The 20935-nt window shown below is 64.4% G+C and carries 19 protein-coding genes; 2 read left to right on the top strand and 17 right to left on the bottom strand.

All coding sequences use genetic code 11. The annotated features are described in order from the left end of the window. Window positions 1–80: 80 nt before the first annotated feature. The 10 genes from CVV68_RS05195 to CVV68_RS05150 form a co-directional block, all read right to left on the bottom strand. On the bottom strand, window positions 81–974 hold the full coding sequence (locus CVV68_RS05195) for a F0F1 ATP synthase subunit gamma (RefSeq protein ID WP_110499946.1): 894 nt from the start codon (window positions 972–974) through the stop codon (window positions 81–83). 73 nt (window positions 975–1047) lie between these two features. After that, the gene (gene atpA / locus CVV68_RS05190; protein ID WP_110499945.1) at window positions 1048–2685 is read right to left on the bottom strand and encodes a F0F1 ATP synthase subunit alpha; all 1638 of its coding nucleotides are present in this window, start codon (window positions 2683–2685) and stop codon (window positions 1048–1050) included. Between the two features lie 117 nt (window positions 2686–2802). Continuing rightward, window positions 2803–3636, bottom strand: a complete 834-nt coding sequence (locus tag CVV68_RS05185) for a F0F1 ATP synthase subunit delta (RefSeq protein ID WP_110499944.1) — start codon at window positions 3634–3636, stop codon at window positions 2803–2805. Then, entirely contained in the window at window positions 3636–4196 is a 561-nt protein-coding gene (locus tag CVV68_RS05180) for a F0F1 ATP synthase subunit B (protein WP_110499943.1), read from the bottom strand. Before CVV68_RS05180 ends, CVV68_RS05185 begins: the two co-directional genes overlap by 1 nt. 47 nt (window positions 4197–4243) lie before the next feature. After that, the gene (gene atpE / locus CVV68_RS05175) at window positions 4244–4462 is read right to left on the bottom strand and encodes an ATP synthase F0 subunit C (RefSeq protein WP_054011807.1); all 219 of its coding nucleotides are present in this window, start codon (window positions 4460–4462) and stop codon (window positions 4244–4246) included. Between the two features lie 76 nt (window positions 4463–4538). Beyond that, window positions 4539–5333, bottom strand: coding sequence for a F0F1 ATP synthase subunit A (gene atpB, locus CVV68_RS05170; protein WP_110499942.1), 795 nt, complete (start codon window positions 5331–5333; stop codon window positions 4539–4541). A 97-nt stretch (window positions 5334–5430) separates the two neighbouring features. After that, a complete protein-coding gene (locus tag CVV68_RS05165; protein WP_245933353.1) occupies window positions 5431–5745 on the bottom strand; it encodes an AtpZ/AtpI family protein in 315 nt (104 codons plus the stop codon). After that, window positions 5742–6239, bottom strand: coding sequence for a Cg1360 family ATP-synthase-associated protein (locus tag CVV68_RS05160; protein WP_110499941.1), 498 nt, complete (start codon window positions 6237–6239; stop codon window positions 5742–5744). The genes CVV68_RS05165 and CVV68_RS05160 overlap by 4 nt, the downstream gene beginning before the upstream one ends. A gap of 121 nt (window positions 6240–6360) precedes the next feature. Further along, the gene (locus CVV68_RS05155) at window positions 6361–7404 is read right to left on the bottom strand and encodes an MraY family glycosyltransferase (protein ID WP_110499940.1); all 1044 of its coding nucleotides are present in this window, start codon (window positions 7402–7404) and stop codon (window positions 6361–6363) included. Further along, complete coding sequence (locus CVV68_RS05150) at window positions 7404–9287, bottom strand: polysaccharide biosynthesis protein (RefSeq protein ID WP_245933352.1); 1884 nt, start codon at window positions 9285–9287, stop codon at window positions 7404–7406. Before CVV68_RS05150 ends, CVV68_RS05155 begins: the two co-directional genes overlap by 1 nt. Window positions 9288–9472: 185 nt before the next feature. Between CVV68_RS05150 and CVV68_RS05145 the strand changes: the two genes are divergently transcribed. Together CVV68_RS05145 and CVV68_RS05140 are read left to right on the top strand one after the other, a co-directional pair. Further along, on the top strand, window positions 9473–10372 hold the full coding sequence (locus CVV68_RS05145) for a glycosyltransferase (RefSeq protein ID WP_110499939.1): 900 nt from the start codon (window positions 9473–9475) through the stop codon (window positions 10370–10372). 2 nt (window positions 10373–10374) lie between these two features. After that, window positions 10375–11334 carry a glycosyltransferase gene (locus tag CVV68_RS05140; RefSeq protein ID WP_170133091.1) on the top strand — a complete coding sequence of 320 codons (960 nt, stop codon included), beginning with the start codon at window positions 10375–10377 and terminating at the stop codon, window positions 11332–11334. 96 nt (window positions 11335–11430) lie between these two features. Here CVV68_RS05140 and CVV68_RS05135 read toward each other — a convergent pair whose 3' ends face one another. The 7 genes from CVV68_RS05135 to CVV68_RS05105 all read right to left on the bottom strand — a co-directional run bounded on the left by CVV68_RS05135 (window position 11431) and on the right by CVV68_RS05105 (window position 20914). Then, on the bottom strand, window positions 11431–12360 hold the full coding sequence (locus CVV68_RS05135; RefSeq protein ID WP_110499937.1) for an L-threonylcarbamoyladenylate synthase: 930 nt from the start codon (window positions 12358–12360) through the stop codon (window positions 11431–11433). 64 nt (window positions 12361–12424) lie between these two features. Continuing rightward, complete coding sequence (prmC, locus tag CVV68_RS05130) at window positions 12425–13264, bottom strand: peptide chain release factor N(5)-glutamine methyltransferase (protein WP_245933351.1); 840 nt, start codon at window positions 13262–13264, stop codon at window positions 12425–12427. Window positions 13265–13544: 280 nt separating this feature from the next. Continuing rightward, window positions 13545–14618 carry a peptide chain release factor 1 gene (prfA, locus tag CVV68_RS05125; RefSeq protein WP_110499935.1) on the bottom strand — a complete coding sequence of 358 codons (1074 nt, stop codon included), beginning with the start codon at window positions 14616–14618 and terminating at the stop codon, window positions 13545–13547. Between the two features lie 167 nt (window positions 14619–14785). After that, window positions 14786–17026: a transcription termination factor Rho gene (gene rho, locus CVV68_RS05120; RefSeq protein ID WP_110499934.1), complete on the bottom strand. Its 2241-nt coding sequence runs from the start codon at window positions 17024–17026 to the stop codon at window positions 14786–14788. A 395-nt stretch (window positions 17027–17421) separates the two neighbouring features. Further along, complete coding sequence (gene thrB / locus CVV68_RS05115) at window positions 17422–18405, bottom strand: homoserine kinase (protein WP_110499933.1); 984 nt, start codon at window positions 18403–18405, stop codon at window positions 17422–17424. Window positions 18406–18446: 41 nt separating this feature from the next. Continuing rightward, on the bottom strand, window positions 18447–19550 hold the full coding sequence (gene thrC / locus CVV68_RS05110) for a threonine synthase (RefSeq protein WP_110499932.1): 1104 nt from the start codon (window positions 19548–19550) through the stop codon (window positions 18447–18449). After that, window positions 19550–20914, bottom strand: a complete 1365-nt coding sequence (locus tag CVV68_RS05105) for a homoserine dehydrogenase (protein ID WP_110500071.1) — start codon at window positions 20912–20914, stop codon at window positions 19550–19552. Before CVV68_RS05105 ends, thrC begins: the two co-directional genes overlap by 1 nt. Window positions 20915–20935: the final 21 nt, after the last annotated feature.

The raw sequence follows: 20935 nt of genomic DNA, 5'->3' as shown, positions 1-20935 counted from the left end.
CTTCAATCAGTAGATGGCGTGGGGGTAAGTCTATCGGGGTCAGAAACCGCGCGGGCCGGGGTCCGCAAGGCTGTTTCCGGTCAGGACGCGTTCAACGCGTCGGCACCGGCCACAATCTCGGACAATTCCTGGGTGATTTCGGCCTGGCGGGCCGTGTTGCGCAGTCGTGTGTACTTCTTGATCAAGTCCGAGGCGTTGTCCCCTGCAGACTTCATCGCACGCTGGCGGGCTGCAAGTTCACTTGCGGCCGCCTGAAGGAGTGCATTGAAGATACGTGATTCGATGTACCGCGGCAGCAGGGCGTCAAGGACCTGCGCCGGCTCGGGCTCGAACTCGTACAGCGGAAGGAGATCGGTCTCGGCTGTTGCCTGTTCTTCAACCACTTCAAGGGGCAGAAGGCGGATAACCTGCGGGACCTGAACGACCATCGACTGGAAACGGGTGGATACGATGTGGATTTCATCCACACCTCCCTTTTCGTAATCGGTCCCGAAGGCTTCAAGCACCGCTGCGGCGATCTCCTTGGCCGTGCCAAACTCGGGGGCGTCCGTGCCCCCGGTCCAGACGCGCGAGTAGGCCCGTTCACGGAAGTCGAAGTAGCCCTGGGCCTTGCGTCCGACAAGGAAATAGGAAACTTCCTTGCCCTCCGTGCCCAACAGCTCCCTGAGCTGCTCGGCCTGCTTGAGAACGCTGGCGGAGTAGGAACCCGCAAGGCCCCGGTCCGAAGCAACGATGACAACGGCGGCCCGCCGGACCTGCTCCGGCGAGGTCACCAACGGGTGGTCGATGACGCTCTGTGATGCCACAGCAGAAACGGCACGGGTAATGGCGTTCGAGTAGGGCAAGGATGCCGCCACCCGGGTACGCGCCTTACCGATGCGCGAGGTGGCGATCAGTTCCATCGCCTTGAAGATCTTGCGCATCGAGGTGGTCGATGTAATCTTCTGGCGGTAGACCCGGATCTGGGCTCCCATACTTTTCCTTTCCTAAAATCCCGGTGGGTGGACCTGCCTCAGCCGTGGCCGCGGCAGGTCCACCCGACGATTATCAGCGTTTCTGCTTGACGATCTTCTCTTGGTCGACGTCGGACCCTGCAAGAGCGTCGTGCTCCTCGTGTCCGGCACCCACCAGGTGGCTGTCGCCAACACCGAAGAAGCCCGCCTTGAAGTCCGTAATGGCCGTCTTCAGGGCCTCCACGGTTTCATCGGCCATGACGTTGGTCTGGGCGAGGGTGGTCAGGATGGACGTGGTGTGGCGCAGGTGCTCCAGGAATTCCTTCTCGAAACGGTTCACGTCCTCCACCGGCACATCGTCCAGGAACCCGTTCGTGCCGGCCCAGATGGAAACAACCTGGTCTTCCACCGGGAACGGTGCATACTGGCCCTGCTTGAGCAGTTCCATCAGACGCGCACCGCGGGTCAGCTGCTGCTTGGAGGCGGCATCCAGGTCCGAGGCAAACATGGCAAATGCCTGCATGTCCCGGTACTGGGCCAGTTCCAGCTTCAAGGTACCGGAGACCTTCTTCATCGACTTCACCTGGGCCGAGCCACCAACACGGGAGACGGAAACACCGACGTCGACGGCGGGGCGCTGGTTGGCGTTGAAGAGGTCCGACTGCAGGAAGATCTGCCCATCAGTAATGGAGATCACATTGGTCGGAATGAAGGCGGAAACGTCGTTTGCCTTGGTTTCAACGATCGGCAGGCCGGTCATTGAGCCGGCACCGAGCTCGTCGGAGAGCTTGGCACAACGCTCCAGCAGGCGGGAGTGCAGGTAGAAGACGTCCCCCGGGTAGGCCTCGCGGCCCGGCGGGCGCCGCAGCAGCAGGGAGACAGCACGGTAGGCCTCAGCCTGCTTGGAGAGGTCGTCGAAGACCACCAGGACGTGCTTGCCCGCGTACATCCAGTGCTGGCCAATGGCCGAACCGGCGTACGGCGCCAAGTACTTGAACCCGGCGGGGTCGGAGGCCGGGGAGGCCACGATGGTGGTGTACTCCAGCGCGCCGTGGTCTTCCAGGGTCTGGCGGACGGCCGCGATGGTCGACGCTTTCTGGCCGATGGCAACGTACACGCAGCGAACCTGCTTGTTCGTGTCACCGGAGGCCCAGTTGGCCTTCTGGTTGATGATCGTGTCAACAGCAAGAGCGGTCTTGCCGGTCTGACGGTCACCGATGATCAGCTGGCGCTGGCCGCGGCCGATCGGGATCATTGCGTCAATGGCCTTCAAGCCGGTCTGCATGGGCTCGTGGACGCTCTTGCGTTCGGTCACGCCGGGGGCCTGAAGTTCCAGGGCACGGGTGGTCTCGGCAACGATCTCGCCCAGATCGTCGATGGGCACACCCAGCGGGTCCACCACGCGGCCCAGGAAGGCGTCGCCCACAGGCACAGACAGGATGTCACCGGTGCGGTGAACTTCCTGGCCTTCTGCAATCCCGGTGAAGTCACCAAGGATGATGACACCGATCTCGCGGACGTCGAGGTTCTGGGCCAGGCCCAGCGTGCCGTCTTCGAAGCGAAGCAGCTCGTTGGCCATGACGGAGGGAAGACCCTCCACACGGGCAATGCCATCGCCTGCGGTGGTCACCCGGCCAACCTCAACGCGCTCGGCGTTGCCCGGTTCGTAGGACGCCGCGAAGTCGTTCAACGCACTACGGACGTCGTCGGCGTTGATGGTCAATTCGGCCATCTGCAGTCCCTGCTCTCCTGTTTCGCGATCATCGCCGTTTTCACGATGACCTAGCTTTCGCACCATTCCCACCCTGGTGGGTGGGCGGTTTGGATTCTTACTTTTTGTGCTTTGTGGCTATCCAGCCAGCTGGCGGCGCAGTTCGCCCAGGCGGGCCATGACCGAGGCATCCACTACCTCGTCACCCACCCGGACACGAACGCCGCCAATGAGTGCGGGATCAACGCGAACGTTGATGTTCAGCACACGCCCGTACAGTGAATTGAGCCCCCGCTGCAGCCGCTCAAGCTGAGCGGTGTCCAACGGACGGCTCACCGTGACGTCGGCAATCCAGCGCTGCTGGCGTGCCGCTGCCAAGTTGGCAAAGCGTTCGATGAGCTTGACGCTCTTGAGTCCGCGCGGATGGACCACGGCCTGACGGAGCAGGACCTTGGTTTCTTCGCTCGCGCCCGGCACCAACTTCATTGCCAGATCAACCTTTGCGGACTCCCCTGCCTGCGGCTCCGCCAAGGCACGCTGCACCTCGTGGCTGGATTCAACGCCCTGATTGAAGGAGAACAGCTCGTTCTCCAACGCTGCCAGGGCGCTGATGCCGGAAACGGAATTGCCGGACGTGCTCCGATTTTCTGCAACAGCAATGACCACAGTTGCGGCCAAAGTCTCGAGTGCATCGCCAAGGTCACGTGCATCGCTCCAGCGCGCTGCAGCCAAGCGGCCAACGACCGCTTCCGCCTCCGCGGAAACCTTGCCCTTGACCAGTGATGCAACCAGTGCCGACTTCTCGTCCCCCGTGCGGGAAGGGTCAGTGAGCGACCGGCGCAAGCCGGCCGAGCTGTCCACTACCGCCAGGATGGAAAAAAGCTCCTGAGCCAACGACAGCGACGCGGTGGGAAGCGTGGCTTCCAACTGCCCCAATGCCGTGGTCAGCGATTCGCTCGATACGCCTGCCATTACTTCGCAGCACCTTCGCTTTGCTTTTCCAGGTCAGCCAGGAAGCGGTCAACCACGCGGCCGGAGCGGGCGTCGTCATCCAGTGACTCGCCCACAATGCGTCCCGCCAGCGTGGTGGCCAGCGAACCGACCTCTGCGCGAAGGGATACAACGGCAGCCTGACGCTCTGCAGCAATGGCAGTCTGTGCCTGCTCGGTAATGCGAGCGGACTCCGCAGCAGCCTTTTCCTTCAGGTCGGCCAGAATCTGGGCGCCTTCCGAGCGGGCTTCCTCACGGATGCGGTTTGCCTCGGTGCGTGCGTCAACCAGTTGCTGCTTGTACTCATCGAGTGCAGCCGAGGCTTCCGCCTGTGCCTTCTCAGCCTTGGCAATTCCGCCTTCAATGGCCTCGGTGCGGTCGGCAAAGGTCTTCTCAAACATCGGGACCACAAACTTGACCACGATGAACATGAGGATGGCGAAGCCGACAGCCACAACCAGCAGTTCAGACCAGTTGACGGACAGTGGGCTGGGCGCTGCATCCGCCGCGTTGACGGAGGCTAAAACCATGAGATTATTCATATTTCACCCGTCCTTTTCTACTCGTGTGTTGAAGGTTCGATTTCTCTTTACTTGAGAACGAACGCAAACACGAGGCCGAGGATGGCGAGGGCTTCCGTCAGCGCCAGGCCCAGGAAGGCGAGGGGCTGCAGGACACGCTGGGCTTCCGGCTGGCGTGCAACACCGTTGATGTAGGCAGCGAAAACCAGGCCTACGCCAATAGCACCACCGATTGCGGACAAACCGTAACCGATAAGGTTCAGAGAGCCGTTGATTTCACCCGTCATTGTGTTTCCTTTCAAGATGCCCGTAGGCAGGTTGTTTGGTTCAAGTTATCCCCCGGGGGGAATTCTTTTTGTGCTGTTAGTGGCTGTCCGCGTGGACAGCACCTTCAATGTAGATTGCGGTCAGCAGGACAAAGACGTAGGCCTGCAGGACCATGATCAACGCTTCAAGCATGTACATGGCCGTTGCTCCGGCCAGTACCAAAATGGAGGTGCCCTTGAGCAGCCAGCTTTCCTGGGCGATCAGGAACTCGATGCCGGAGCCGGCGATCAGGACAATCAGGTGGCCGGCCAGCATGGTGGCAAAGAGACGGAGGCTGTGGGTCATGGGGCGGACCACAAAGTTGGAGATGATCTCGATCGGCACCACCAGTGGCAGGATGTACCACGGCACTCCCGAGGGGACCACTGCCAGCTTGAAGTACCGCAGGCCGTTGACCTTGATGCCCACGCCGATCCAGACCACATAAACCAGCAGGGCCAGGAAGTAGGCCCCGGTGACATGCGAGAAGCTGGGGAGCTGGATCCACGGGATGGTGCCATAGAGGTTGTTCAGCAGGATAAAGAAGAACAGCGAGAACAGCAGCGGCACATACTTCTTGAAGTCCTTGGCCCCGATGACGTCCTTGGCAACGGAGTTGCGCACAAAGCCATAGCCCATCTCGCCCACAAACTGCAGCCTGCCGGGAACCAGCTGGCCCTTGCGGGCCGCAGCTACGAAGAACCAGGCGATGATCACGACGGAAAGCAGCACCAGCGCCATCTGCTTGGTGAATTCAAAACCGCCGATTGTGAAAAACGGAGCCAGATGGCTGGTGACACTGGGCGGGTTAAAGCTTCCACCATCTTGGGCGGGGAGCGTAAGCGCGATCAACGCGTTTCCTCTCTGCAGAGTCCATAATTGGGCTGGTTTTCGGGAACTGGGGCGGAAGGTGCCCCTGAGTCCCCAACGTTATTGAAAAAATGTGGTGTCACTGATGCTCAGCCCCATGGCCGCCGGCCGTGGATGACCGTCCATCCACACTCTTGGAACGTCCCGCTCCAAAGCGACGGGCGAAGGACAAGTAGAAACCGCCGGCTAGTCCGACGAATGCCCCAGCCAGAACTATCCAGTGCGTTCCGAGCAAAATATCCAGAACCCACCCTATCAAACTCCAGACCACAATTCCGCCAATAATGTAGCTAAAGACGATCATCCCGGAATTGTAGCCGCCGTTGTCATCGGCGTTATTGGGGTTGCCTGAAGCAGCCGAATACCTGCCCGCAGGCCCGCTGCCGCGGCTCATGCCGGCCCCGTCCCGGAGCCCGCCGCGGGCGGTGGTTCAACGGGGTCGTTGTAGAGCTGGAGCCGCTGGCGGCTGAAGGTGACGACCTCGGTGGCCTGCCACAGCAAAACCACCACGACACCGGCCGTGGCAAACCACGGCCCGTTCAGCCAGGTGGGCGTGCCCAGGGTGAAGAGGATGGCTGCGAAGCCGACGATCTTTACCAGGTAAGTCACCATGAACACGCCAATGGCACCGGAAGGATTTTTGCTGCCGTAGATGTGGCCCACCAACAGGCTCAGCCCAAAAAAGGCCACCACCACCACGGAGCCAAAGACCACGCTTCCCACGCCCGGCCAGCCGGTCACGATGAGCGCGCCGATGGCCAGTGCGGCCGTGGCCGCCGCTGCCACGAGCAGGCATTTTTTGAGGATGTTAAGCCAGGGGGTCGCGTCGGGACCGGAGGCGGCGACAAGTCCCCGAACGGCCCCGACAGGGGCTCTCTTATCCTTCATAGAAACTCTCTTCATGAGAGGCTTTTTTCGCACGAAAGCCAATGAAACGCAAGGGCGAAGTTCGCCGTAGTCAATTCTACATGAGATAGAACTGTTACCTCACCTAACTAATTCACTGACGTTATTGGCCGTTTGCGCCAGCCCTTCGGAGGAGGTGACGCTGGAACAGCGTGGGGGTGCGCAGGTACAGCAGCACCACCAGCACGCACAGGGCCGTGGCGGCGATTTGGACCACGCTGCTGCCCTGCGCTGCGACGATGCCCAGGATGCCCACCGCAACCGTGGCAATGCACACCACGCCGGTGGCCTGCAGATGGCTGAGCCCCACAATGTTCAGGCGCTGGTAGACGTGCTGGCGGTGCGAGGCATACCACCGCTCCCCCGCCAGCAGGCGCCGCAGGAACGTCACGAAGGTGTCCACCAGGTAAATCAGCACAGGCGAGAAAATGTATTCCACGGGAACGTGGGCCAGGAACGCTGCCATGGCGGTGACGGAAATGGACGCACCCAGCAGATAGCTGCCCACGTCCCCCATGAACACCTTGTTCCGTCCCAGGTTCCACGGCAGGAAGCCGGCAAATGCCGCGGCGATGGCCACCCCCGTGTACACCAGCCACTGGTGGCCCGTCACGGCACCGCCGAAAGCGTAAAACCCGCCCACCAGCAAGCCGTGGGAGCCGGAAATGCCATTCATGCCGTCCATGAAGTTCGTGACGTTGATGTATGCGGCGACCGCCACGGCACCGGCGGGAATCCACCACAGCTGCTGCGCGCCGGGGTCGATGACCGCCACGGCAGCGGTCGCCAGTGCGCCCACCGCCAGTTGCAGGCCGGCCCGGACAGTGATGGCCAGGCCGCGGATGTCCTCCACCCAGCCAATCGCTGCCGAACTGATGGAGACCAACAGGATGACTATCAACGTGGCCCGCGCCTGGGTGGCGTTAACGCTCCCTTGGGGAAGGAACAAGGCCACGACCAGGGCGGCAGGCAGGGCCACCGCCGTCGTAATTCCCATGCCGCGAATGGTGGGGGTCTGGTGGGAGCTCCTGGCGTTGGGCACGTCCAGCACCCCGGCCCGGACCAGCAGCGGGCGGACAACGGCCGGCAGCGCCAAGGCAAGCACCAGCGCAACGGCGCCAACGGCAACCACAGCCCAGGTATCCATCAGGCACCCGCCGCGATGTCGCCGTCGGAGTCGTCAATGCTGGGGGCCCCGTCGCCGGCCTCATCACGGCAGCGCTGCAGCCACAGCTCAAGGCTGAGGTCGGCAGGGGCCAGGGGTCGGGCGTGGGTGTGGGAAATCTTGGGATGCCCGTCCGGATCCTTGACCTCGTCGTCGCCGGTGAGCTGCTCGTGGAGCTTTTCTGAGGGGCGCAGGCCGGTGATCTTGATCTCGATCTTCTTGCCCGACATGGCGATCATGCGTTCGGCCACGTCCATGATGCGCACGGGGTCGCCCATGTCCAGGATGAGCACGTCGCCGCCGTTGCCGATGGCCCCGGCCTGGATGACCAGCTGGCAGGCTTCAGGGATGGTCATGAAAAAGCGGGTGACGTCCCGGTGCGTGACCGTGACCGGGCCGCCCTTGTTGATCTGGTCGGTGAACAGGGGCAGCATGGAGCCGCGGCTGCCGATCACGTTGCCGAAGCGGACGGAGACGTAGCGCTTGCCGGTCTCCCCCGCCATCCAGGAAGTCAGTTTTTCCGCGGCGCGCTTGGAGTGGCCCAGTGCCGTGGAGGGGCTGGCGGCCTTGTCGGTGGAGACATTGACGAACGTCTCCACATCGACGTTGCGGGCGGCGGTCAGCACGTTAAGCGAACCGATGACGTTGGTCTGCCAGCCTTCCTTCGGGTACATCTGCAGCAGGGGGGCGTGCTTGAGCGCAGCGGCATGGAACACCACCTCGGGGCGCCGCTTGGCAAAGATCTCATCCAGCGCATCGGCGTCGCGGATGTCCGCCAGTACGGTGGTGTTGTCGTTGAGCAGCCCGTGGCCAAAGATGGACAGCTGGGTGTGCTGCAGGCCGGATTCGTCGCGGTCCAGCATGATCAACTCGGCCGGGTCGAAGCCGTGCAGCTGGCGGCACAGTTCCGAACCTATGGAACCGCCGGCGCCGGTGACCAGCACGCGCTTGCCCGTGACGTAGCCGGCGATCTGGTCCACCTGGATGTCCACGGGGCGGCGGCCGATCAAGTCCTCGACGTCGATTTCACGGAAGTCGCTCAGCCCGCCGCGGTTGTCCCGGTTGGTGTTGGAGGTGAGCATTTCCTGCAGCGGCGGGAGCACCAGCACCTTCACGCCCAGCCCCGAGACGGAATCCGAGATCTCCCGGATGCGCGTGGCGTCAATGTGGGCCATGGCCAGCACCACCACGGTGGACCTGGTCCGCTTGATGATTTCAGGAAGTTCGTCGCCGCGGCCCAGCACGCCGACGGAGCTCAGGCGCAGGTGCTTCTTGGCGGTGTCGTCGTCCACCAGGCCCACAGGGACATACGGGGACTCCGGGTCCTGGACCATGCGGGTCACCAGTGAGTTTCCGAGGAAGCCGGCGCCGTAGATCAAGGTCTTCTGGGCCTCTTCGCCAAAGGTGGGCTTGCCTTCAACATACAGGCGCTTGGCGTACCGCACGGCGGCCATGATCAGCGCGGCAAACGGGAACGCGATGGCGCTGACGGAACGGGCAATGTGGATTTCCTGCACCGTAAGGAACAGGAATACGGCCGTCACGGCGGCCACAATCAAGGTGGTGGCCACCAGCACGCGCGCTTCGTGGATGCTGCCAAAGGTGTAGCGGCCGCGGTAGAGCGAAAGCGACCAGCCCGCAATCAGCTGCGTGGCCACGGCCACGGCGACGAGCAGCACCATGCCGCCGGGATTAATCAGCCGCACGTCCAGTTCGTAGCGCAGCAGCACGGCGAGCAGCAGGGCGATGGCCCACGACAGGGAGTCCAGAATCGCCTGCGACCATAGCCATAAACGCGGCTTGGCGTCGCCGTCGGCGGGCGTCGTTGCGGAAATCCCCGATGCTGTGTTGCTCGTCGTATTCAACGTGATTCGTAGTCCGATTTCTGGCCGATAATAATTGGCGCGCGCTTTGCGCTCATTTGCTCTACAGTCCAATGGATGCGGGCTGTACTAAAGTGGTAGCTATTAAAGATACTAATCGCTTCAGGCGATTACCCACTGCCAAGCCGTGCCGCGTGCCCCTGCCGCGGCCGAGAGGATCTAAGGACTTGCAAAATACCGTAGCTGTGGCTGCCGTCACCTTTGACCGGCCAGAGGACGTACGCACTTTGCTGGGGGCCCTTTCGCAGCAAACCCATGCACCCGTGTCCATATCACTGGTGGATTCGGGCACGCAGCCGGTGGACCGGATCGCCGCGGAGGCGCAGGCCGCCGTCACTTATCTGCGGTCCGAGGCGAACCTGGGCGGGGCCGGCGGGTTCTCCTTTGCCATCCTCAGCGCCATGGCCTCGGGTGCGCAATGGGTGTGGATCATGGACGACGACGCCCATCCCGAGGATCCCGAATGCCTGGCCACGCTGCTGGCCGCCGCCCAAAGCCGTGGCCTGGACGTTGTGGTTCCGTTGATTGTGGCCCCCGGCGAGCCCACGAAACTGTCCTTCCCGTTCCGCCTGGACGGTCACCTGACCCATGAGAGGTCCGTGGTGGAGCCGCTGGGACTGATTGAAAACGTCGGTCAGTTCTTCAATGGCGCGCTGATCCGCACCGATGTGTTTTTCAAGGTGGGGCTGCCCGATCTGCGCCTGTTCATCCGCGGCGACGAGGTCGACTTCATGCTGCGGCTGCGCCAGGCGAACGTCAAGTTTGGCACCGTCACCACCGTGGCGCTGACCCATCCCGTTGGCTGGGGCGAGGTGCAGGAGCTCATGGGCGACCGCTTCCACGTGCTGGTCCCGGAGTCCCCGTTCAAGCAGTTCTACTACTACCGCAACCGCGGCTACCTCACGCGCAAACACCGGCGGCTGCAGTCCTTCGTGGCCGACGCCGTGGGCTATCCGCTTTATTTCCTCAGGCGCGGCGACCTCAAGGGCCTGGCGAAGTGGGCGGGCGCCTACACGGCGGGCCTTCGCGGAGCCAGGTTCGGGCCGCTGAAGGACCAGAAGTTCTAGCCGTGGGACGCCGTGACCGCTTCTTCATTGTGATCACCACGTTCAACCGGGCGGGCTACCTGTCGGATCTGTTGGACTCCATCGCTGTCCTGGACCCCGCACCCGAGGCCCTGGTGGTGGTGGACAACGCAAGCACCGACACCACTGCCGCCGTGATTGGCGCCGCGCAGGATCGTTTGGGCGCCCTCCCCCGGCCCATCGCCCTGCACCATCATGCCCTGGCCAGCAATGTGGGCGGCGCCGGCGGCTTTTCCGCCGGCGTGGAGCGTGCCTTGGCCGAGGGCGCCCAGTGGATGTGGCTGATGGACGACGACGTCACAGCGGTTCCCGGGGCGATCGGCGCCTTTGGCCCGTGGATGGACAAATACGACGCCCTGGTGGGGCGCCGCTACGACACCTCCGGCGAACCGTTCTTTTGGCAGCACAACTTCAGCAGCTTCCTTGGCCTGCACCTGCCGGTGCGCGGCGACGTCTTTGCCCACTCCAACGAATTTTCCACCAATGTCGGGTGCTTTGAGGGCATGCTGGTCCACCGCGATGCCGTGGCCTCGGTGGGCCTGCCGGATCCGCGCTTCTTCATCACCTGGGACGACGCCATCTACGGCTGGCTGATAGCGCTGAAGCGCCCTGTCATGTATGTCAACGAGTTTGTGCTGCACAAGGTCCGGGCCCAGCGCAGCGTCGACCTGCTCATCCGGCACCTGAACGATTCCTCGGACCTGAGCCGTTTCTATGTGATGCGCAACCGCGGGCTGGTGGCCCAGTACCTGCGCGCCAACGGCTGCTACAACCCTGTGGGCTTTGCCTTGGGGACGGCCCTGACGGCAGCCAAGGAACTGGTTCGCCTGGTCTTCGTGGAGAAGACCCTGCACGGCACAGGCAAACTCTGGGCGGGTTGGCGCGCCTCCCGTCCCATCCTGGCCGACAAGCAATGGCAGCCGATGCCGGAACTGGATCTCTGAAGGCTCCGCACCCGTTGCACCCCGCCCAGAGTACAGCTCTGGCGGCTTGCCGAGCCCGGTGGCCGCCGTTAGTGTACTCTCGACGGAATATTCGGGTTATTTCGTGTCGGGTGCCGGCTCGGACTTGATCTCAGCCTCAACCTCGACCTCCGGGGCAGGCTCGACCCCAGTCTCAGTCTCGACCCCAACCGGCTCGACCTCCGGGGCAGGCTCGACCCCAGTCTCAGTCTCGACCCCAACCGGCTCGACCTCGGGGGCAGGCTCGACCACCGGGACGGATTTTTGCAGGCTGATGGTTGCGTCCCCGGCGCCCGGCTGGGATTCTTCGCCCGAGGGCGACCACATCTCAGGCTCCGGCTCGCTGCCAAGGGCGCTAGGCACCATGCGCTGGATGTCTGCCAGCGAAATGGCGCCTTCACGGACCACCCGCAGGCGCAGGCCCGTGGCGTCGACGATGGTGGATGGGACACCGACTGTCCCCTCCAGGGGGCGGAATCCCGCTTCCAGATACACCTCGACGGATTCGGCCAGCTGCTCGCGGGCTTCCTGGGCTGTCTGTGCAGCCGGCTGCCCCGTGCGGTTGGCGCTGGAGACGGCCAGAGGTCCGGTGAGCGTCAGCAGGTCAAGGGCCAGCTGCTCGTCGGGCACGCGCAGCGCCACCGTGCCCACGGCGTCGCCCAGGTCCCACGTCAGCGATGGCTGGGCATGGAAGATAAGCGTCAGCGGGCCGGGCCAATACTTTTCGGCCAGCTTGCGTGCGTCGTCCGGGATGTCTGTGGCGAGACCCTCCATGGTGCCTATCCGCGGGATCAGCACAGGCGGGGGCATGTTTCGCCCACGGCCCTTGGCAGCCAGCAGTGTGGCGACTGCCTGGGGCGAAAATGCGTCGGCCGCGATGCCGTAAACGGTGTCCGTAGGCATCACAATGACCTGTTTGGCGGCGATGGCCTTTTGGGCGTGTGCCAGGCCAAGAGCGCGTTGTTCGTCATTGGTGCAGTTATAGGAAGTGGTACTCACGTTGCTCATTCTTTCATCACGGCGCCCTGGAATTTGAACGCGATTGGCCAACACACGACTTTGCGCAGGTCCGTCAGCGGCGGCGGCCGCTGGTGGCCCGGTCCCGGCCGGTGAGATCGGTGTGCGTGGTAATATCCGACCATTCACCGCTGCCGCGGAGCAAATCCGCCATCTGTGCGGCCTGCACTTCAGCGTGCTCCATGACGAAGAATCCGCCGGGATGAAGCAGGCGTACGGCAGTGGTGGCAGCTGCCGCCGGCATTTCCAGGCCGTCCTCCCCTCCGCCATACAGGGCCATGTGGGGATCGTGCAGCTGCACTTCAGGGTCCCGGGGAATGGCGCCGGCTGGAATGTAAGGCGGATTGGAAACCACCACGTCCACGGTGCCGTCCAGCTCGGCGAAGGCGTCCCTCATGTCACCGTGGACCAGCACCACCCCGGTCCCGGCGAGGTTCCGCACCGCCCACGGGTATGCGGCGTCGCTAAGTTCGACGGCGTACACCCGGCAGCCGGGAACCTCGCCGGCCAGCGAAGCGGCCATGGCTCCGGACCCGGTGCCAAGGTCGACGGCGGTCGGCCCGCCGTCCCGGCCACGTTCCTGCTGCAGTTGTGTTAATACGTCAATGGCCAGCTGCACCACAGTTTCCGTCTCCGGCCGCGGTACAAAAACACCCTTGCCCACTGCAAGTTTCAGGTGCCGAAAATAGGCCGTGCCGGTAATGTGCTGCAGTGGTTCGCGTGCGGCGCGGCGGGCCAGCAAGGCATCGTAACCCTTTGGTGCCACAGTTGTACCAAATAACATGGCCGCCAATTCCCCGCGGCCCACCCCGAGCAGATGCGCAGCCAAAAGCTGGGCATCCACCGCCGGCGAGGGCACACCGGCGGCCGCAAGGGTGGCCGTTGCAGTCTTCACCGCGTCGGCGAGAGAGAGGGGAGGACTAGGGTCACACTCGCTAGGTTCCGAAGAAATCGTCCCAGCGATTTCCCCCGCCGACACCGCTGGGCCCACGCGCCCGAGGGACCCGGAGACTGACGCGCCAGCGGCAGGATCTGGGAGGGCGCGGGTGGGGCCACACTCGCCAGGTTCCGAGGAAATCGCGCCAGCGATTTCCTCCGCCGGCACCGCTGGGCCCACGCGCCCGAGGGACCCGGAGACTGACGCGCCAGCGGCAGGATCCGGGAGGGCGTGGGGATTAGTCACCAAGGGCGTCCAAGCGCGACTGCTCATCCATTTCGATGGCGGACTGCACAACGGGTTCCAGATCGCCGTTCATGACCGCATCCAGGTTGTACGCCTTATAGCCGGTGCGGTGGTCGGCAATCCGGTTTTCCGGGTAGTTGTACGTGCGGATCCGCTCGGAGCGGTCCATGGTGCGGATCTGCGACTTGCGCACGGCCGAGTTCTCGGCGTCGATGATGGCCTGCTGGTGGGCCAGGATGCGGGCGCGCAGCACACGCATGCCAGCTTCGCGGTTTTGCAGCTGCGACTTCTCGTTCTGCATGGCCACGACAATGCCGGTGGGAAGGTGGGTGATGCGCACGGCGGAGTCAGTGGTGTTCACGGACTGACCGCCGGGACCCGAGGAACGGTAGACGTCAATCTTGAGGTCGTTCTGGCTGATGTCCACCTCTTCGGGCTCATCTACTTCCGGCAGCACCAGCACGCCGGCCGCCGAGGTGTGGATGCGTCCCTGCGACTCCGTGGCGGGAACGCGCTGCACGCGGTGCACGCCACCTTCAAACTTCAGCCGGGCAAAGACACCCTCGGCGGGGTCGTTGGAGCGGCCCTTCACGGCGATGGAAATGTCCTTGTAGCCACCCAGGTCCGACTCCGTGGCGGAAATGATTTCCGTTTTCCAGCCCCGGGTATCGGCGTAGCGCGTGTACATGCGAACCAGGTCGGCAGCGAACAGCGCGGCCTCGTCGCCGCCTTCACCGGCCTTCACTTCCAGGATGACGTCGCGGGCGTCGTCGGGATCGCGGGGAATCAGCAGGCGGCGCAGCTTTTCCTGCGCGATCGCAAGCTGCTGCTCCAGCACAGGCACCTCGGCGGCAAATTCCGGGTCCTCCGCCGCCATTTCCTTGGCAGCTTCAAGGTCGCCGGTGAGCTGCTCTACCTGATGGTATCCCTCCACCACGCGGCCCAGCTCCGCATACCGACGGCCCAATTTCCGCGCCAACGACTGGTCGGCATGCACTGCGGGGTCGCTGAGCCGCATCTGCAGCTCCGCGTGCTCATCAAGCAACCCGTGGATGGATTCAAACATTTAAAACCTCTCTCGACGTATGTCAAGTCTAATTACATCTACCGTGCCGGACACGCTGTGCTTAACGCACTAATCCGCCCGAAGTAGTGAAGGGTGCCGGGAGCGGCTTCGGGCGCCCGCGAAGCGGGCGGGCCCCCTTCACTACGAAGGCGGATTAGTGTGCGTAGCTATTTGTCCAGTTCGGCCTTGGACCCCAGGGTGGTCTTCTGGATCTGCATGAGGAACTCAACGTTGGACTGCGTCTCACGGATCTTGGAGGTGAGCAGTTCCAGCGACTGCTGCATTTCCAGGCCGGAGAGGACGCGGCGCAGGCGCCACATGATCTTGACCTCTTCGGCGGAGAGCAGGTTTTCCTCACGGCGCGTGCCGGAGGCATTGACGTCAACGGCAGGGAAGATGCGCTTGTCGGCCAGCTGGCGCGACAGGCGGAGCTCCATGTTGCCGGTGCCCTTGAACTCCTCGAAGATGACCTCGTCGGCCTTGGAACCGGTTTCCACCAGTGCCGTGGCCAGGATGGTCAGCGAGCCGCCGTTTTCAATGTTGCGGGCAGCGCCGAAGAAGCGCTTCGGCGGGTACAGGGCTGCGGAGTCCACACCACCGGAAAGTATGCGTCCGGACGACGGTGCCGAGTTGTTGTAGGCACGTCCCAAGCGTGTCATGGAGTCCAACAGCACAACAACATCCATGCCCATCTCGACGAGGCGCTTGGCCCGCTCGATGGACAGCTCGGCAACCTGCGTGTGGTCGTCGGCGGGGCGGTCGAAGGTTGAGGCAATGACCTCACCCTTGACGGTGCGCTGCATGTCGGTGACTTCTTCGGGACGCTCATCAACCAAAACCATCATGAGGTGGACCTCAGGGTTGTTAATGGTGATGGCGTTCGCGATCGACTGCAGGATCAGCGTCTTGCCCGCCTTGGGCGGGGAGACGATCAGGCCTCGCTGGCCCTTGCCAATCGGGGCGACCAGGTCGATGACGCGCGGGCCGATCTTCTTGGGATCGGTCTCCAGGCGCAGTCGCTCGGACGGGTACAGCGGCACCAGCTTGGAGAACTCGACGCGGTCCTTGAGCTCGTCCGGGTTCTTGCCGTTCACGCTGGTGACGCGCACCAGGGCGTTGAACTTCTGGCGCGTGGTCTGCGCCTGGCTGCGGTCCTCGCCTTCGCGCGGGGCACGGATGGCACCGACAACGGCGTCGCCCTTGCGCAGGTTGTACTTCTTGACCTGGGACAGGGAGACGTAGACGTCGTTGGAGCCGGGCAGGTAGCCGGAGGTGCGGACAAACGCATAGTTGTCCAGCACGTCAAGGATGCCGGCCACGGGCAGCAGGACGTCGTCGTCGGTGACTTCCGAATCGTCAAAGTCCGGGCCCTGGGTGCGGCCGCGGCGACGTTCGTTGCGGTCGCGGAAACGGTCATTGCGTTCGTTGCGGTCGTTGCGGTTGTTACCGCTGCGGTCGTTACGGTCGTTGCGGTCCGGGGAGTCGTTGCCGTTGCGGTCGCGGCGGTTGCGGCGGTTGCGGTTGTTCCGCGAGCCGTCTTCGTCGTCATTGCGATCGTTGGTGTTCCGGTCGTTGCGCTCATTGGAGGGCCGCTCATTGGAGGAGCGCTCGTTGGACGACTGGTTGTTTGACGAACGGTCGTTGTTGCGCTGGTTCCGCTGGTTGCGGCGGTTGCGGTCGGAACCGTCCGTGTTCTCGCCCTTGTCCGCGTTGTCGTCCTGGGCGTTCGCGCCCTGGTCGGCCTCGGCGCGGTGGGGTGCCTTCTCAGCCGGTGCCTCGGCGGCAACGTCGGCATCGGTGTTGGCGTCGCGGCCGCCACCCTGTGCACGGCGGTTGCGGGTGCGCGGCTGGCGGCGGTTTTCGCCGTCCTGCTCGGACGCCGGGGGCTCCGAAACGGTCGCCGGTGCCTGCTCGACTGGGACAGTAGCGGCCTGTGTGCCGGCATCGGCTGTCGTGGTGATGACGCCGTCGCTGCTCGCTGCACGCCGGCTGCGGCCACGGCCGCGGGCCGGGCGTTCATCCGGGGCGGACTCGGAAGAAGCAGCGGCAGGTGCTTCCTGAGTTTCGGCGGCCACGGCGTTGGCCTTGCCGCGCGGGGCGCGCTTGGCGGGGGCCCCGCCAGCGGTTTCAGCGGTGGCGGCCTCTACCTTGGGTGCGCGTTCTTCCTTTGCAGCGCGCACCGGGCGGTCCGCCACGGAAGAACCACGCTGGTGGGCTGAAATGGCGGCGACGAGGTCACCCTTGCGCATCCTTGACCCGCCGGTGATGCCAAGTTGCCCGGCAAGTGCCTGCAGCTGTGCCAGCTTCAATCCAGCCAGTCCGGCCGGCTTGGCCGTTCCTGCGGATTTTGCGGTGTCGTCCAACTCAGCTGCCTGGGTGCCGGCGGCTGAAGTCATGGTTTCTGTCACGAAGGATCCTTCCCCCTCGAAAAGCGAGTCCCTTTAAGCGGGACCGCGATGATTATTGTCAGCCGTCCCGCCGCTGCCGCACTGGCAGGGGCGAAGAAAGTCGGCCGAGGTTCCAATTCACACTTGCAAAAACTTTGATGCGGTGGAGTTGGTGGATTCGCCCCTGAATCGATGTGTAAACACCATCAATTCTTGAATGGACTTGGCGGCTGCCAGCTGTCCATTCGAGCTACCGGCCGTCCCAGAGGGGACGACGTGGTGAAGGGGTGGCATCGATGGTGGGGTCACTCACCTTGTGCAATGCAATCTGAATAAGCCGTGCCTTAAGAAGCATTGTCTTTAGAGGACCCTGTCTTCAGGAAGCACTTTCTCTAAGGAAGCACTGCGAAGGTTGCTTATGAACCCGGATGCACTTCCACTTTAGCACCTTCAAGGTCAACCGTGAGCCGCAGTACACGCCACGACACGCCGCCGGTGTCCGGATTTTCCCGGTCCGCGCCCTGCCGGGCGATGAACTCGACCATGGCGTCCGCCTCGGTAGCCCCGTTGGCCAGTGCCATGACCGTGGGACCGGCCCCGGAAATGAACGCTGCGTGCCCCTCTGCGCGGAGCGCGGCCACAAGTGCCGCACTCGCCGGCATGGCGGCTGCGCGGTAGTCCTGGTGCAGATAGTCGCGGGTACCGGCGGCGAGCAGTTCCGGCGCATCCTTGAGCGCATGCATCAGCAGTGCCGCACGGCCCGAGTTCGCCGCCGCGTCCGCATGCGGCACGGTGGCCGGCAGCAGCCCGCGGGCCAGTTCGGTCTTGACCTCAAAGTTGGGAATCGCCACCACGGGAATCACGGCGTCCGACGGCGTGAGGCGGGTTGTGGAGTAGGCTCCGTCATCCTGCCAGGAGATGGCGACGGCGCCGAAAATGGCCGGGGCCACATTGTCCGGGTGCCCTTCCATCTCCGAGGCCAGCTGCAGCACCCACTGCTTGTCCTGCCGGTCAGCCGGGGCCACCAGGGCATTGGCCGCCGCAATGGCGGCCACAATGGCGGAGGCGGAGGAGCCGAGTCCGCGTCCATGCGGCAGCACGTTTTCCGCCGTGATGCGCAGGCCGCCGCGGCGGTAACCCAGGCGGGCAAAGGCCAGGTCCATGGCCTTGACCACCAGGTGGCCGGCGTCGCGCGGCAGCTCAGCCACTCCCTCCCCGTGCAGGTCAAACTCCAAGGCGTCGCCCGCCAATGTGGTGACGCCCAGAGTGTCATACAGCGAAACTGCCAGGCCCAGGGAGTCGAAGCCGGGTCCGAGGTTCGCGCTGGTGCCGGGCACCTGCACCGTGGCGGTGAAGCCCGGTGCAGGTGTCTTGGTGGTGACGGAAATCGGTGAAGTCATGGGGATGCGGTCCGGACTGTTGGACGGGTCGGCGAATTGAACTAGTCGGCCAGGCCGAGGGCATTGGCGACGGTCACGACGTCGAACTCCACCTTGGTGGGCTCCACGGCGCTGCCATCCACGTTCTTCAAGGCCCAATCGGGGTCCTTCAGGCCGTGGCCGGTGACCGTGATGACAATGGTCTTGCCGGTGGGGACTTCGCCGGCGGCATGTTTTTTGATAATGCCGGCAACGCCTGCCGCGGAGGCGGGTTCCACGAACACGCCTTCCTTGGCGGAGAGCCAGCGGTGGGCGGCCAGGATTTCCTCATCGGTCACGGAATCGATGAGCCCGCCGGATTCGTCGCGGGCGGCAATGGCCAGGTCCCAGGAGGCCGGGTTGCCGATGCGGATGGCCGTGGCGATGGTGTCCGGCTCCGTGATGGGGTGCCCGGCCACAAAGGGCGCCGCGCCGGCGGCCTGGAAGCCCCACATGATGGGAGTGTGGGTGGACACGGCAGGCAGCGTGCCGGCGGTGGCGGACTCGTAGGGGGCCGCGTATTCCTTGTAGCCCTTCCAGTACGCGCTGATGTTTCCGGCGTTGCCCACGGGGAGGACGTGGTAGTCGGGGGCGTCGCCAAGGGCGTCCACCACCTCAAACGCGCCGGTCTTCTGCCCCTCGATGCGGGCCGGGTTGACGGAGTTGACCAGGAACACCGGGTAGGAGTCCGCGAGCTTGCGGGCCACATCCAGGCAGTTGTCAAAGTTGCCGTCCACCTGCAGGATGGTGGCGCCGTGGGCGACGGCCTGGCTGAGCTTGCCCATGGAGATCTTGCCTTCGGGCACCAGGACGGCACAGGTGAGCCCCGCCTGCTTGGCATAGGCTGCAGCCGACGCCGAGGTGTTGCCGGTGGAGGCGCACACCACCGCCTTGGCGCCGGCGGCGACGGCGGCCGTCATGGCCATCGTCATGCCGCGGTCCTTGAACGAGCCGGTGGGGTTCATGCCCTCCACCTTCAGGTACACCTTTGATCCGGTCAGCTCGGAGAGTTTCTGCGCGTACACCAGGGGTGTGCCGCCCTCCCCCAGCGTGATGACCTTGGTTTCCGCCGTTACCGGCAGACGCTCTGCATATTCGCGGACTACCCCGCGCCACTGGTGAGCCATTAGACTCCCTCCACCCTCAAGACACTCGTTACGGAATTTATGACGTCCAGGCCGTTGATGGCCTCGACGGTTGCTGCCAGGGAAGCCTCGCTGGCGCGGTGCGTGACGATACGCAGCTCGGCTGAGCCGCCGGCGCCGTCGTCGTGGGCATCTCGTTCGCGGTGCACCGTCTGCCGCATGGTCTCAATGGAGACCCCGTGCTCGGCAAACAGCGCGGAAATCCTGGCCAGCACGCCGGGCTGGTCCGCCGCGTCCAGGCCAATGCAGTACTTCGTGGTGACGGCGTCGATGCCCAGCACCGGCAGCACGCCGGTGGTGGTCTCGGTGCGGCCGGGGCCACCAAGAACCAGGCGGCGGGCTGCGGAGACCACGTCGCCGAGCACGGCCGACGCCGTCGGGGTGCCGCCGGCGCCTTGGCCGTAGAACATGAGCTCCCCGGCGGACTCGGCCTCGATGAACACGGCGTTGAACGCGCCGTGCACGGCGGCGAGCGGGTGCTCCCGGGGCAGGAGGGTGGGGTGGACCCGGACGCTGACGCCCGTGGTGGTCCCGCCGGCGTCGTCCGCCCCCTCCGCGGCAGGCACGGTAAGCTTTTCGGCAATCGCCAGCAGCTTGATCACGAAGCCGGCGTCCTTGGCCGCGGCGATGTCGCCGGCCGTCACGGCCGTGATGCCCTGGCAGTCCACGTCCTCCAGGGCAAAGCGGGTGTGGAAGGACAGCGAGGCCAGGATGGCGCCCTTGGCGGCGGCGTCGTGGCCCTCGATGTCCGCGGTGGGATCAGCTTCCGCATAGCCCAGCCGGGTGGCCTCGGCCAGCGCGTCGGCAAATGATGCGCCGGTGGTGTCCATCTGGTCCAGGATGAAGTTGGTGGTGCCGTTGACAATGCCCATGACGCGGGTGATCTTGTCCCCGGCCAGAGAGTCGCGGATGGGGCGCAGGATCGGAATGGCTCCGGCGACCGCCGCCTCGTAGGAAAGCTGCACGCGGGCGGCGTCGGCCTTCTCATACAGGCTTGGCCCGTCCACGGCCAGCAGCGCCTTGTTGCCGGTGACCACGGTGGCGCCATGTTCAATGGCCTCCAGGATCAGCGTGCGTGCTGGTTCCAGCCCGCCCATCAGCTCAATGACGACGTCGGCCCGCCGCACCAGGGCGGAGGCATCGGTGGTGAACAGTTCGCGGGGCAGTTCGACGTCGCGGGGCGCGTGAACGTTGCGCACCGCAATGCCCACGAGCTCCAGGCGGGCGCCGGTTCGCGCGGCCAGGGCGTCGGCGTCCTCAAGGAGGATGCGGGCCACCTGGGCCCCCACGTTTCCGGCGCCCAGCAGGGCCACCTTCAGGGTCTTTGTCTCGTCGGGGGCCGGAATTGAAAATACGGCCGTGTCCAC

This window comes from Arthrobacter livingstonensis (assembly GCF_003219815.1).
GTDB lineage: Bacteria > Actinomycetota > Actinomycetes > Actinomycetales > Micrococcaceae > Specibacter > Specibacter livingstonensis.
This window is presented reverse-complemented; position numbering and strand designations above follow the sequence as displayed.